Annotated in this window: 1 rRNA gene; it reads right to left on the minus strand. The window is 53.1% G+C overall.

The window, feature by feature from the left end:
* Positions 1 to 108 (minus strand): 5S ribosomal RNA (gene rrf, locus JFY56_RS24245); the annotation flags it as partial.
* Positions 109 to 262: the final 154 nt, after the last annotated feature.

Genomic DNA, 262 nt, shown 5'->3' on the forward strand with positions numbered 1-262 from the left:
ATGACCTACTCTCACATGGGGAGACCCCACACTACCATCGGCGATGCGTCGTTTCACTGCTGAGTTCGGGATGGGATCAGGTGGTTCCAACGCTCTATGGTCGTCAAGCAATTCTTTCGGATGCCCGTCTTGCGACGCTCACCCCAATTCGGGTATGTGATCTTTCGGTGTCATTTGCGGTTCTCACGAACTTTCGGTTCGTCGACTTCACCACTACACCGCAATCCGCAGATTGCTTGGGTGTTATATGGTCAAGCCTCAC

The sequence above is a fragment of the Pseudomonas schmalbachii genome, assembly GCF_017589465.1.
Classification (GTDB): Bacteria; Pseudomonadota; Gammaproteobacteria; order Pseudomonadales; family Pseudomonadaceae; genus Pseudomonas; species Pseudomonas schmalbachii.